14 protein-coding genes, 1 tRNA gene and 1 pseudogene are annotated in these 11,984 nt (G+C 68.0%); 6 read left to right on the top strand and 10 right to left on the bottom strand.

The window, feature by feature from the left end:
* Positions 1-114: 114 nt before the first annotated feature.
* Positions 115-396 carry a hypothetical protein gene (locus tag KDB89_RS07090; RefSeq protein WP_219084122.1) on the bottom strand — a complete coding sequence of 94 codons (282 nt, stop codon included), beginning with the start codon at positions 394-396 and terminating at the stop codon, positions 115-117.
* 24 nt (positions 397-420) lie between these two features.
* Entirely contained in the window at positions 421-591 is a 171-nt protein-coding gene (locus tag KDB89_RS07085; protein ID WP_219084121.1) for a hypothetical protein, read from the bottom strand.
* Between the two features lie 600 nt (positions 592-1,191).
* Here KDB89_RS07085 and KDB89_RS07080 point away from each other — a divergent pair.
* The 5 genes from KDB89_RS07080 (at position 1,192) to KDB89_RS07060 (ending at position 4,530) form a co-directional block, all read left to right on the top strand.
* Positions 1,192-1,506, top strand: coding sequence for a hypothetical protein (locus KDB89_RS07080; RefSeq protein ID WP_219084120.1), 315 nt, complete (start codon positions 1,192-1,194; stop codon positions 1,504-1,506).
* A 158-nt stretch (positions 1,507-1,664) separates the two neighbouring features.
* Positions 1,665-2,393: a DUF3846 domain-containing protein gene (locus tag KDB89_RS07075; RefSeq protein ID WP_219084119.1), complete on the top strand. Its 729-nt coding sequence runs from the start codon at positions 1,665-1,667 to the stop codon at positions 2,391-2,393.
* Between the two features lie 10 nt (positions 2,394-2,403).
* The gene (locus KDB89_RS07070) at positions 2,404-2,901 is read left to right on the top strand and encodes a hypothetical protein (RefSeq protein ID WP_219084118.1); all 498 of its coding nucleotides are present in this window, start codon (positions 2,404-2,406) and stop codon (positions 2,899-2,901) included.
* A 3-nt stretch (positions 2,902-2,904) separates the two neighbouring features.
* Positions 2,905-3,336 carry a recombinase family protein gene (locus tag KDB89_RS07065; RefSeq protein ID WP_369408096.1) on the top strand — a complete coding sequence of 144 codons (432 nt, stop codon included), beginning with the start codon at positions 2,905-2,907 and terminating at the stop codon, positions 3,334-3,336.
* Positions 3,337-3,345: 9 nt separating this feature from the next.
* Complete coding sequence (locus KDB89_RS07060) at positions 3,346-4,530, top strand: recombinase family protein (RefSeq protein WP_369408095.1); 1,185 nt, start codon at positions 3,346-3,348, stop codon at positions 4,528-4,530.
* On the opposite strand, the gene KDB89_RS07055 is transcribed toward KDB89_RS07060, so the two are convergent.
* From KDB89_RS07055 to prcB, 8 genes are all read right to left on the bottom strand, one after another.
* Positions 4,493-4,569: transfer RNA gene (locus KDB89_RS07055), tRNA-Pro, on the bottom strand. The two genes, KDB89_RS07060 and KDB89_RS07055, sit on opposite strands and share 38 nt — an antisense overlap.
* Positions 4,570-4,681: 112 nt before the next feature.
* Positions 4,682-5,323 (bottom strand): class I SAM-dependent methyltransferase, encoded by a 642-nt coding sequence (locus tag KDB89_RS07050; RefSeq protein WP_219084116.1) that lies wholly within the window; start codon positions 5,321-5,323, stop codon positions 4,682-4,684.
* A gap of 10 nt (positions 5,324-5,333) precedes the next feature.
* A complete protein-coding gene (locus KDB89_RS07045; protein WP_219084115.1) occupies positions 5,334-6,380 on the bottom strand; it encodes a YdcF family protein in 1,047 nt (348 codons plus the stop codon).
* Positions 6,381-6,407: 27 nt separating this feature from the next.
* A complete protein-coding gene (gene der, locus KDB89_RS07040) occupies positions 6,408-7,736 on the bottom strand; it encodes a ribosome biogenesis GTPase Der (protein WP_219084114.1) in 1,329 nt (442 codons plus the stop codon).
* 80 nt (positions 7,737-7,816) lie between these two features.
* Complete coding sequence (gene cmk / locus KDB89_RS07035) at positions 7,817-8,485, bottom strand: (d)CMP kinase (protein ID WP_439654884.1); 669 nt, start codon at positions 8,483-8,485, stop codon at positions 7,817-7,819.
* Between the two features lie 10 nt (positions 8,486-8,495).
* Positions 8,496-9,572 (bottom strand): prephenate dehydrogenase, encoded by a 1,077-nt coding sequence (locus KDB89_RS07030; RefSeq protein ID WP_219084112.1) that lies wholly within the window; start codon positions 9,570-9,572, stop codon positions 8,496-8,498.
* Positions 9,565-10,212, bottom strand: coding sequence for a proteasome subunit alpha (prcA, locus tag KDB89_RS07025; protein ID WP_255556415.1), 648 nt, complete (start codon positions 10,210-10,212; stop codon positions 9,565-9,567). Before prcA ends, KDB89_RS07030 begins: the two co-directional genes overlap by 8 nt.
* A 2-nt stretch (positions 10,213-10,214) precedes the next feature.
* A complete protein-coding gene (gene prcB / locus KDB89_RS07020; RefSeq protein ID WP_219084236.1) occupies positions 10,215-11,000 on the bottom strand; it encodes a proteasome subunit beta in 786 nt (261 codons plus the stop codon).
* A 240-nt stretch (positions 11,001-11,240) separates the two neighbouring features.
* Between prcB and KDB89_RS07015 the strand changes: the two are divergent.
* Positions 11,241-11,978, top strand: a pseudogene (locus KDB89_RS07015) (HNH endonuclease family protein).
* The last annotated feature ends 6 nt before the right edge of the window (positions 11,979-11,984 follow it).

The raw sequence follows: 11,984 nt of genomic DNA, 5'->3' as shown, positions 1-11,984 counted from the left end.
AGGGTGCCGCGCCGGTCGGGTGCTTCATCCGTGAAGCAGCAGGGAGACGGATGGGCTCAACCAAGTGCTGCTACCTGCACCAATTGTCTCACAGCCAGGCCTTTTCGAGAACCCTCAACGGGCCACACCACCGTCCCGCACGGCCGCCCTCCTGACCCGCTCGGGCCAGGCCCCGAGGTGCGACAGTCGATCGCGCAGCCAAAGATCGACGACGGTGCCGTGATCGCGCACAATCTGGACGGCGACACGGGTGGTTGCGTTCTGGCACGCCTTCGGGATCAGGCCGGAGCCCCGAAAGTAGTCCTCGACCGCACCGTCGCCGTGCGGACGTTCGATGACGTAGATCAGTAGCTCGGTGCGGAGCTCGTTGATCAGCTCGCGGAGACCGTGCTGCATCCAGTCTGGCCATCCCTCACCAGCTTAAGGGTCGTGCGCCATGGCGATGGCGACGTAGCGATCCGACGCGCAACCCTCGCACATCGGGACGCCTTCGTAGTACGGCCACCGCGATTCGCGGTGCGAGGTGTCGCGCCATGACTGCAGCACGCGGTTGAGGAGCGTATCCCATGGCAGCGCGGGGTCAAGCTTCATCGCTGAATCCTTTCCAGGTGTTCTGACAGCCAGTTCCAGTGGCCAAATCGGGCATGGTGGGCTCCTCTTCGAAACTGAGCGGGTCGGGAACATACCTCTCAAACAGGGCGGCATCCAGTCATTGCCTGAATCGCGTCCAGGCTGCCCAGGCAAAGGCCGGAATCTGCGTTGCCACAGGTGATAGCCGCTACGTGCACGTATCGACGTCTGCCTGCGGCCGCCCCAGTCATGGCGCGAGGCGATGATGAGCTCTATCACCGGGCTGCGCCGATATTCGCGAGAATTGCTATCGCCACGATGGCAATCAGAGGCTAGACGATGGCGAAACCTCCATGTTCACCGCATTGCAGCGGTTCTCACAGCATTTCTGCATTCGACCGTCAGGCGTTAGCGGCATCTGTGAATGCACGAGAGTTGCAGTACTTTTCACAACATCGCGACCGGACGATTTAAGACCGCCGGGTTCTGCCGTATAACTACCGCAGGACTTGGCCCGTTCACCAAAGCAAACGGTCTCCAGGTCTTGCCTCATTCCTGCACTGCGGCCTCCCACGTGATCCATCCGGGATCGCGGGCCGCACGCATGAAGGAGGTCTCGCCATGAGCGAGAACACGCCGTCGGGGTACGGCAGCGCCGCTTACAAGGTGCTGTCCGTCCGCACCAGCGAGGACACCCGAGCCCAGCTCGAAGTCCTCGCCCAGCTCAACGAGCGGAGCGTGACCGAGGAGACTCGGATCGCGCTGGAGCACTGGGTCGAAAAGTCGAAAGCCGACCCGGCAGTGCTCAAGCGCGCCGAGCAGGTGCGGGCCGAGATCGAGCGCGAGGCGGAGACCAAGCGCAACGCCATCACTGCCGTTCTCGGAGGAACCAAGAGCGCGCCGTCGCCCCGCGCCGCGAAGCAGGCATCCACCTGACCATGCAGCGGCAGCCGAGCCCGGAGTAAGAGAACAATCAGAGTTCTCCTCCGGGTTGGCTGCCGCACGATCAACTCCGCCCCCACTTCATTGCTGTGCTGCGGCTTCGCAGGTGAACCACCACGGTTCGCCGGCCGCTTGCAGCAAGGAGGAAGGACATGGTTAACGGGATCTTCGTCCCCGCCATCGAAGGGGAGCCTGAGGTGCGCACATACGCGTCCCTGAAGGAGTACCAGACCGCCGTCGGCGGCTTGATCGAAGCGATCGACGTGCCAGATCTGGGCATCACCATCTACATCAACGAGGAGGGGTTGCTGCGGCATCTGCCGTTCAACTCCACCGCCTCGTTCCTGTGGTGGTACCACGTGCCTCAGTCGCGCAAGGCGATGCTGGTCGGGGACGCCGTCATCGTGGGCATGCCCGACGAGAACGGAGACAGCACCGATGTACCGCAGAAGGTGGTCGACCTGGTTATGGATGACAGCGAGTACTGCGTCCTGATCAGGGTCGGAGGCTCTTCCGAGTCCGTCAGCACGAGCAGGTTCTCAAGCATCCTGCTCCCGCTGGCCGACGGCGATCCGAACTGGTGCGTCAGCTGCACTCGCTACGAAGGCTACGTCACCGCGGCCGCCTGGGCGCTCGCATCCTCGAAAGGTGGCCAGGTGCCATCGACGTGGAGGTGCTGCCTGTCGCCGGCTTGGCCTTCCACCTTCAGGAAGCGCTCAGGAGCTTCGAGAAGACGCCCTGAGTCTCTTCACCATCGCGGCCGGTCCCGGGATCGAGAACCTGCAAGTTCTCTCCCGGGCCGGCTGCCCAATCACCAGGCCTCGTGGCTGCTGTGCGGTTGCCAGACGATCCATTCCGGATCGCCAACCGCTCGCATCTAGGAGGTGCATCATGCCGAAGGGCATTGTGATCCGGGCCGACATGAAGGCTCCGCCGGAGTTCCACGACTTCAACATTATCGCCGATCTCGAGGACGTCACGGGCTATCCGTTGAAGACAGTCCCGATCCCGACACTCGGGGTAGTGGCGGTCGCCAACGCGCAAGGCAACAAGCGCAAGCTGCCGGTGAATACCTACGCCACCCTGCTGTGGTGGTTCTGGGTGCCGGCGCTGCGCAGACAGGTCGTGCTCCTTGGAGACATCGTCCTACTAGGCGAACCGGATCCCGACGGACAGCCTACGAACGTCCCTGCGCCATTTGCAGGCTATGTCCTCAGTCAGAACGGCCACCGTGTCCAGCTCAAGGTCACGGGTGAGAAGGACTGGTACCGAACGGCGACGATCGCACCGAACTATTTCGACGCGATCGTGCTCGCATTCGAGTTGCTAGACAACCTGCCCGGAGCCGAAGCGGCACAGATCGTCCCACGGGCGTCGCACGAGGTGTGATGGATCACGATCGTCGACGAGTACCTCGAACCTGGCAAATCTGCCCGCGAGATGACAAAGCGAGTCGCCTTCCAGCAGATGCTCGACCGCATCCGCACCCAACGCGACGTCGACTACGTCATCATCTACAAGCTCTCCCGTATGGCCCGCAACCGATTCGACGACGCCATCGTCGGGGCCGAACTCAAGAAGCGTGGCGTCACGCTCATCTCCGCTACCGAGTCCATCGATGAGACGCCCGTCGGGCAGCTCATGCACGGGATCCTCGCTGCCTTCAACGAGTTCCGGTCAGCCGAAGAAGGCGCCGACATCGCCTACAAGATGGGCGAGAAGGCCAAGAAGGGCGGCACCCTCGGCAAGGCGCCCATCGGCTACCTCAACACCATCGACCGCATCGATGGCCGCGAGATTCGCGCCGTCGCAATCGACAAGTAGCGCGCACCACTGATTCGGCTCGCGTTCGAGATGTACGCCGCGGGCGACGCCACGCTCGAAGACATCCAATCCGAGCTCACCGACCGAGGCCTGCGCACCAGAGCTACCCAACGTCGCCCTGCTGGACCCATCTCCGTCTCCAAGATCCACCAACTGCTCCAGGACCCGTACTACGTCGGCATCGTCAGCTACAAGGGCGACGAGTACAGCGGCCGGCACGAGCCCCTCATCGACCGCGACCTGTTCGACGAAGTGCAAGATCTCATGGCATCCCGCGGGCGCGCAGGAGAACGGCGCCGCGTTGTTCACCACTACCTCAAGGGCACCCTCTGGTGTGGGGCGTGCTGGCACCGCGACCAGACCATCAGGCGCATGATCATCCGTCGCACCATTTCGCGCTCAGGGGACGAGTACCTGTACTTCTTCTGCCGAGGCACCCAGGACGGCACATGCAACGCGAAGTACTCCAACGTGCAACGCGTCGAGGACGCCGTCGCAGAGCACTGCCGGACAGTCCAGTTCACGCCCGACTTCATCCACGCGATGCGACAATCGCTCGCCGACGCTCTCACCGACCAGGAAGCCTCACAGCACGCGCTGAAGGAACAGCTCGAGAGTCAGCTTGCCCGGCTCGACACCCAGGAGTCCAACCTGCTCGACCTGGCCATCGACGACACCATCCCCAAGGACAAGATCCGGGCCAAGCTGCGCGAGATCGGGGTCACCCGCGAGCGGCTGAATGCCCAGCTCGCGGCGGCCGTCGACACCCTGACCGACGCCGTCGAGTTCATCAGCGTGAACCTCCGCCTACTGGAGAACCCCTACGAGCTATACCGGCACGGCAGCGACGAGGTCCGCCGCCGACTCAACCAAGCCATCTTCACCCGCGTGTTCATCGACCACGACGAGATCACCGGACACGCGCTAAAAGCCCCGCTCGACGATCTGCTGACCGTGCAGACGACCTACCACGCGAACTCCGTAGCCAAGAGCTGCGAGGAGCCACCACCCGGCATCGAGCCGTTCACCTGGTCCGAGCACCACCCAGCAACAACGAAGGAAGGAGCCGCCCACAAGGGCGACTCCTTCACTTCTACGACCCTGCGGCTTCCTACCAACCTGGACCATAGGGTCCCTGTTTCCAGTAAGCCGCACCTGGTCGGGCTGACAGGATTTGAACCTGCGACCCCTTGACCCCCAGTCAAGTGCGCTACCAAGCTGCGCTACAGCCCGCCGACCCGTTGCCGGATCAAAAGTGGACCGTTCCCGATCCGAGAATGAACTTTAGCGGACGACCCGCAGATAGGTCCAACCGAGGTCGTGTCGCCGGGGTTCCGACCGGGCCTCAGAGGCGCCGGAGCAGCACTACGGAGTCGTCGAACTCGCGCTCGACGCCGTCGTGGAGGCCGACGCGGGAGCGGACCTCGGCGACCTCGACGGCCCACTGGTCCTCCGGCAGGTCGAGGGCCGCCAGCTGCACGTCGGGCTGGTACTCCGCGAAGTCCTGGTCCTCGTGACCGGAGCCCTTCGGCGCCGCGGCGTGCGACGTGACGAGCAGGTGTCCACCGGATCGGACGAGGCCGGCGGCACGCCGGAGGACGACGGTGCGGGGCAGCTCGACGGGCGACTGGAAGAAGCTCGCGGTCACCAGGTCAAAGGGGCCGCGCACGTCGAGGTGGGAGAGGTCCTCGACGAGGAACTCCGCCTGCCGCTCCCCCAGCCCGAGTCGCTGCGCGGCGGCCCGGGCGCGGGTGATGGCGGTGCTGGAGATGTCGATGCCGATGGCCCGCCAGCCCCGCTGCGCCAGCCAGATGACGTCGCCCCCCTCGCCGCAGCCGAGGTCGAGCGAGACGCCGGGCTTGAGGTCCGCGGCGACATCGGCCAGGGCCTTGTTCACGTTGCCGGTCCAGATCTGGTCCCGCTCGCCGTAGCGCGCCTCCCAGAAGGACACCGGATCCTGCGCGGGTTCGTCGTGGTGGTGGTTCATGGGCTTCTCCTCAGCTGAAGGCGGATGTGACGACGTTGACGATGTAGAAGGCGAGCGGCAGACACAGTAGCCCGACCACCACCAGGTTGAATCGCGAGTGCTCGAGCAGGATGGCGATGAACTCCCGCAGCGTCGCGCTGGGCCAGTAGTAGCGGGCCGTGCGGCAGCCGACGGTGTAGCCGCGGATGCCGGCCTTGCGCATGATGATCGCCGCGCGGAACGCGTGGTAGTCGCTGGTGGCGACGGCGACGCGGCCCGCGCGACGCTCCTCGCCAATCAGCTCGGCGGAGAACTCGAGGTTCTCCGCAGTGTCCGTCGAGCGGTCCTCGAGGGCGAGCGGGCCCCGGAACCCGTCGTCGGTCAGCCAGCGCGACATGGCCGCGGCCTCGCTCAGGTGCTCGTCGCCTCCGCGCCCGCCGGAGACGATGAGGACGGGCTGACGGCCGGAGCGTGCGGACCTCTCGAAGACCTGTCGGCCCTTCCGGAGCCGCCCCGCCAGCAGCGGAGTGACCCGCTCTCCCCCGGCCAGCCCCGACCCGAGGACGATGACCGCGTCGACGGGGCGGCCGAAGCGGTTCGAGAACCACACGTACAGCAGCGAGTAGCTCAGGAAGGAGACGAACAGGAACGCCACGTAGGCCGCCGGCAGCCCGACCAGGAGCAGCAGTGGCACCAGGTCCTGCAGGTCGAGGACCACCGTTGCCACGGCGGCCACGACGTAGACGGCCGTCGCGAGCCCGGCGAGGCCGGAGATGCGCGGGGCGGGCCCCAGCCCCTCCCGGCGCCACATCGTGAACGCGTTCACGACGAGGAACAGCCCGAGCAGCGCGACCCCCAGCACCATCAGCAGGAAGATGCCCAGCAGCAGGTAGCCCGTCGCCTCGTTCCCACCGGCCGCGTTGAGAGTGTCGCCGACGCGCACCAGCAGGAGGCTGGCCACGATGCCTGCGAGCAGCGTCAGGGCGATGCCCTGTCCGAACCTTCGAGGTTCGACGAGGACGCCGATGAGAAGCCCGGCCGCGAGCAGCACGATCGGCAGCCACGGGATGAGGTCCATGGCCGTGAGACTACCGATGCCGCGTCGTCAGCGCTCCGAGCGCTTCGCGCGGGGCCGGATCTCGACGTGCACCGGGGAGCCCTCGAAGCCGAAGTCCTCGCGGAGGCGACGCTCGATGAAGCGCTTGTAGGTGTCGTCGAACTGACCGCTGGTGAACAGCGCGAACGTGGGAGGGCAGGCGCTGGCCTGCGTGCCGAACAGGATGCGCGGCTGCTTGCCGCCCCGCAGCGGGTGCGGGTGTGCGGCGGCCAGGCGGCCGAGGAACGCGTTGAGCTTGCCCGTGGAGATGCGGGTCTCCCAGCCGGCGGCGGCGGTCTCGATGGCCTTGCCGATCTTGTCGACGTTGCGGCCGGTCAGCGCGGAGATGTTGACGGTGGGCGCCCAGCGGAACGCGACGAGGTCGCGCTCGATCTCCCGGTCGAGGTAGCGGCGACGCTCCTCGTCGGTCAGGTCCCACTTGTTGAACGCGATGACCAGCGCGCGGCCGGCGTCCTCGATCGAGCTGAGGATGCGCAGGTCCTGGTCGGTGACGGGCTCGGACGCGTCGATGACCATGATGCAGACCTCGGCCCGCTCGATGGCCGTCTGCGTCCGGAGGCTCGCGTAGTACTCGTGGCCCGAGGCCTCCTTGACGCGACGACGGATGCCGGCGGTGTCAATGAGGCGGTAGACCTGCCCGCCGACCTCAACGATCTCGTCGACGGGGTCGACGGTGGTGCCGGAGATGTCGGACACGACGACGCGCTGCTGCGCGGCGAGCTTGTTCAACAGGGACGACTTGCCGACGTTCGGCTTGCCGACGATCGCGACGCGACGGGGTCCCGCCTCCTCGACCTCGCGCTCGCGCGGGGCCTCCGGCAGGGCATCCAGCAGGGCATCGAGCAGGTCGCCCGAGCCGCGGCCGTGCATGGCCGAGACGGCGTACGGCTCGCCGAGGCCGAGGTTCCACATGGTCGCGGCCATGGCCTCGTGGCGCTGGTCGTCGACCTTGTTGGCGGCGAGCACGACGGGCTTGTTCGAGCGACGCAGCACGCGCACGACGGCCTCGTCCTCGTCGAGGGTGCCGACGGTGGCGTCGACGACGAACAGCACAGCGTCGGCCGTCGCGATGGCCAGCTCGGCCTGCTCGGCGATCTGCAGGGCCATGCCCGTCGCGTCGGAGGCCCAGCCGCCGGTGTCGACGAGGATGAACTCGCGGCCGTTCCAGTTGGCGTCGTAGCTCACGCGGTCGCGGGTCACGCCTGGCGTGTCCTGCACGACGGCCTCGCGGCGCCCCAGGATGCGGTTCACCAGCGTCGATTTGCCGACATTGGGCCTGCCGACGACGGCGACGATCGGCTTGACGGTGTCTGTCACTGGGTGCTCCTTGGCGCTTGCGGACGCCCCAGTCTAGTGCTCAGGGGCAAGCTGGCCGCATTCCGACGCGGCGGCAGCCCTCAGCGGGCCGCCTCGGCCAGCGAGATGATCTCGTCGACGACCTCGTCGGGACTCAGGAACGTCGAGTCGATGACGGTGACGCCCTCGGCGGCGTCGGTGAAGTTCGACACCGTCGAGTCGTCGCGGTCGCGGCGCAGCACCTGGTCGGTGACCTCGGCGGCGGTCGCCTTCCCGGCGACCTCGGCCGCGCGACGGGCGACGCGCGCCTGGGGGTCGGCGACGAGCAGGACGCGGACGTCGGCGTCGGGCGCCACGACCGTGGTGATGTCGCGGCCCTCGACGACGATGCGGCGCTGGTGGTCGCTGATGACCTCCCGCATGCGCTGCGTCAGCGACCGGCGCACGGCGAGGATGGTCGCGACCCGGGACACGGCCGCCGCGATGCGCGGCTCGCGGATCTCGCTGGTCACGTCGATGCCGTTGATGGCGAACCGGGGGGCGTCGGGGTCGGTGCTGAGGGTGAACTCGGCACCCTCGACGAGCGCGACGATGTCCTCGTCGGTGGCGGACTCGGGCAGGCTCCGGAGCACCTCGGCGGTGGCGGCGCGGTACATGGCCCCGGTGTCGAGGTACCCGAGGCCCTGCCGGCGCGCGAGCAGCTTGGCCGTGGTGGACTTGCCCGACCCGCTCGGCCCGTCGATCGCGACCAGGAACGATCCAGCTTCGATCATTGTCTAATTACCTTCCCCGGCTGGCGGACCACGCGTGCCAGCCTCCCTCTGTGATGGCGCCGCGGAGCTTCTCCGCGACCTCCCGCTCGACGGCGATCGACAGGTAGCCGACCTTCCGGACCGGGTCGTGTGTGAGTTCGAAGTCCTCGACGTTGAAGCCGGCCTCGCCGATGTCGTTGAAGAGCCGGGCGAGCGCGCGCGGCTCGTCGGGGATCTCGACGGTGACCTCGAGCATGTCGATCGGGTCCTGGCCGTGCTTGCCGACGAGCGACAGGGCACCCGCCTGGCCGAGGCCGAGGAACTTCTCCAGCTTGTCCCCGTCGTCGAGCACCTGGATCAGGTAGGACAGGTCGCGCGAGACCTCGAGCAGTTCGTGCCGGACCGCGGCCGCGTTGGAGGTGAGGATCTGGCGCCACAGGGCGGGGTCGGAGCCCGCGATGCGCGTCACGTCCCGGATGCCCTGCCCCGCCAGCCGGAGGTTGGGCTGCGGGATCTCCCGCAGGTGGCTCGCGGTGAGGATGCTCATGAGGTGCGGCACGTGGCTGACCTGCGCGACGGCCTCGTCGTGCAGTGGCGCGGGCATCGTGACGACGCGGGCGCCGACGTCGCGCGCGAGCCGCTCGACGACGGCGACGTCCTCGGGGGTGTTGCCCTCCTGCGGCGTAACGACCCAGGTGCGGTCGCGGAACAGGTCGCCCGACGCGGTCAGCGGCCCGGTGAACTGCGAGCCCGCCATCGGGTGCGAGCCGACGTAGCGGTGGTGCTCCGGCGCGATGCGGTCGACGGCGGCTAGGATGGGTGCCTTGACGGAGCCGACGTCCGTGACGACGGCGTGCGGGAACTTGCCGAGCACCTCGGCGACGAGCTCGGGGATGACGTCGGGCGGGGTGGCGACGATGACGACGTCGGGGTTGTCTGTGCTCTCGTCGGAGACCTCGCCGGCACCCAGCCCTGCCGCGACGACCGCGTGGGAAGTGGCGATGTCCCACAGCCGCACGTCGTAGCCGGCGCGGGTGAGCGCCAGGCCGAGCGACGAGCCGACGAGCCCGGCACCGAGGATGAGGACGTTGGTCGGCTCAGGCATGGGTCGCCTCCTGCCTGGGCAGGCGCCGGAAGGTGCGGCGGCGCCCGGTGCCGCGCTCCAGCACGGCGGCCTCGATGGAGCTGGACCCCAGGGCTCGTCGGGCGGCGGCGAGCGCCTCGTCGAGGCTCGCCTGCGGGTCGAACCCGGCGCGCAGGCGCTCGGCGACATGCTCGACGTCGCCGCCGATGACGGCCAGGTCGGTCTCGTCCGTGATCACGCCGTCGTAGCTGACGCGGTAGAGCACGTCGTCGGCTGCGTTCTCCCCCAGTTCGGCGACGATCAGCTCGACCTCGAACGGCTTCTCTGCTCCGGAGAAAGCGGCGCCGAGCTGGGCGGAGTAGGCGCCGGCCAGGCTGCGGGCCGTCACATCGCTGCGGTCGTAGGCGTAGCCGCGCAGGTCCGCGTGGCGGATGCCGGCGACGCGCAGGGCCTCGAACTCGTTGTAGCGGCCGACGGCGGCGAACCCGATGCGGTCGTAGATCTCGGAGACCTTGTTCAGCGTCGTGGAGTGGTTGTCGGCGACCATCGCGATGCCGTCGGCGTAGCGCAGCACCACGACGGCGCGGCCGCGAGAGATGCCTTTGCGGGCGAACTCGGCCCGGTCCAGCATCAGCTGCTCGGGGTTGACGTAGAACGGCATGCTCACAGCGCCCTCCCGCGCGGTCCGTCGGGTCGGCCGATGCGTGCGGTCACGATGGCCTCGGCCACCTCGCGCACGCCGTCCTCCGACCAGCGGGCCACCCCGTCGGCCGAGGCGCGCATGACGAGCGGGAAGATGCCGCGGGTCAGGTCGAGGCCGGAGGTGGCGGAGTCGTCGTCGGCCGCGTCGTAGAGCGACTGCAGCAGCGTCGCCACCGCCGTGAGCTCGTCGGCCTTGGGGTCGTGCAGCTTCTTCAGCGCCCCGCGGGCGAAGGCGGAGCCGGAGCCCACCGAGCAGAAGTCGTGCTCCTCGTAGCGGCCGCCGGTGGCGTCGTAGGAGAACATGCGGCCCTGGCGGGCGCGGTCGTCCCAGCCGATGAACAGGGGCAGCACCACCATGCCCTGCATGGCCTGGGCGAGGTTGGCGCGGATCAGCGCGCCGAGGCGGTTGGCCTTGCCGTCGAAGCTGAGACGGGTGCCCTCGACCTTCTCGAAGTGCTCGAGCTCCACCTGGAAGAGGCGGACGAGTTCCACGGCGATGCCGGCCACGCCCGCCACCCCGACGATGGAGTGGTCGTCGGCGGAGAAGACCTTCTCGATGTCCCGCATGGCGATCGCGGACCCCATGGTCGCGCGCCGGTCGCCGGCCATGACGACGCCGTCGCGATACCGCGCGGCGACGATCGTGGTTCCGTGCACGGCAGGCAGGTCGGCGCGGCCCGGCCCGGGGAGGGCTTCGGGGGCGACCTGCCGCAGGTACTCGGCGAACGACGCGCTGAGGTGGGGCATCTGAGTCACCGGGCCATTGTGTCAGACGAGATCCACCCCGCCTGTCACGGGCACGGAGGTGGCTTGCGATGATGGACCCGTCGGGTCGACCGGCGGAACAGGAGAATCATGCAGGCTCGGAAGCGTCGGCGCGCTGGCTGCGGCGGACCACTCGTTGTGGTCGTCGGTGGGCTGATCGGACTGGGCCTGCTGGGATCGCTGTTCGGCAGCGACGACGTCGTCGCCGAGCCCGCGGCGAGCCTGTCCCCGACGGTCGTTGCGACAGCGGTCACGGAGGCGGCCGAGGGCGCCGAGGCGGAGGCCACACCCACACCTACGGCCACGTCGGCGAAGGCCACGGAGACGAAGGCCTCGGCGGCCACAAGCGGCGAAGCAACGCCGGATAGCGGAACCGCGGCGAAGCTACTGGCGACGCTGGACGTCAAGGGCCGGGCGGCGAAGACGGGCTACTCCCGCGACGAGTTCGGCGCCAGCTGGGCCGACGTCGACCGCAACGGCTGCGACACCCGCAACGACATCCTGACCCGCGATCTGAAGAAGGTGACCTACAAGGACGGCACGCGCGACTGCGTCGTGCTCACAGGGACGCTGGCCGACCCGTACACGGCGACGAAAATCAGCTTCGTGCGGGGACAGGACACGTCCAATGCGGTGCAGATCGACCACGTCGTCGCGCTGTCGGACGCCTGGCAGAAGGGCGCGCAGCAGCTCGACGACGTCACGCGCAGGGCCTTCGCGAACGATCCCCTGAACCTACTGGCCGTCGACGGCCCGGCTAACCAGGCCAAGGGGGACGGCGATGCGGCCACGTGGCTCCCGTCGAACAAGTAGTACCGCTGCCAGTACGTGGCGCGTCAGGTCGCGGTGAAGGCGAAGTACGACCTGTGGGTCACCCGGGCCGAACACGACGCCATCGCGAAGGTGCTGAAGTCCTGCCCGGGCCAGTCAGTGCCGGACGAGGACCCGCACGGGCTGTGAGTAGGC

Source organism: Tessaracoccus palaemonis (assembly GCF_019316905.1).
Classification (GTDB): Bacteria; Actinomycetota; Actinomycetes; order Propionibacteriales; family Propionibacteriaceae; genus Arachnia; species Arachnia palaemonis.
The sequence above is the reverse complement of the archived record's forward strand: the minus strand, read 5'-3'. Positions and strand labels throughout refer to the sequence as shown.